Genomic DNA, 731 nt, shown 5'->3' with positions numbered 1-731 from the left:
TACTGAAGGGCCAAGCCATTCTTCGCCACGGCAGCCAAGACAACCTCGCGGTCGTCTTTCAGTGTTTCAGACGCGTACTCAAGGGCCCAGCCATTCTGCGCCACGGCAGCCAAGACAACCTCGCGGTCGTTTTTCAGTGTTTCAGACGCGTACTCAAGGGCCAAGCGATTCTTCGCCACGGCAGCCAAGACAACCTCGCGGTCGTCTTTCAGTGTTTCAGACGCGTACTCAAGGGCCAAGCCATTCTCCGCCACGGCAGCCAATAAAAAGTCGCGGTCGTTTTTCAGTGTTTCAGACGCGTACTGAAGGGCCCAGCCAGTTTGCGCCACGGCAGCCAGAACAACGTCGCGGTCGTTTTTCAGTGTTTCAGACGCGTACTGAAGGGCCCAGCCAGTTTGCGCCACGACAGCCAAGACAACCTCGCGGTCGTCTTTCAGTGTTTCAGACGCGTACTGAAGGGCCCAGCGATTCTCCGCCACGGCAGCCAAGACAACCTCGCGGTCGTTTTTCAGTGTTTCAGACGCGTACTGAAGGGCCCAGCCAGTTTGCGCCACGACAGCCAAGACAACCTCGCGGTCGTTTTTCAGTGTTTCAGACGCGTACTGAAGGGCTAAGCCATTCTGCGCCACGGCAGCCAAGACAACCTCGCGGTCGTCTTTCAGTGTTTCAGACGCGTACTCAAGGGCTAAGCCATTCTGCGCCACGGCAGCCAAGACAACCTCGCGGTCGTC

Annotated in this window: 1 protein-coding gene; it reads right to left on the bottom strand. The window is 57.7% G+C overall.

Features of this window, described 5'->3' with window-relative positions; genetic code table 11:
- Positions 1 to 731: DUF4116 domain-containing protein (locus Lfee_RS07660; protein ID WP_193786947.1), on the bottom strand; the 731-nt coding region annotated here is incomplete at both ends.

The sequence above is a fragment of the Legionella feeleii genome (assembly GCF_001467625.1).
In the GTDB taxonomy this organism is placed as follows: domain Bacteria; phylum Pseudomonadota; class Gammaproteobacteria; order Legionellales; family Legionellaceae; genus Tatlockia; species Tatlockia feeleii.
Note: the sequence above shows the minus strand (reverse complement) of the source record. Positions and strands in the feature narration are given on the sequence as shown.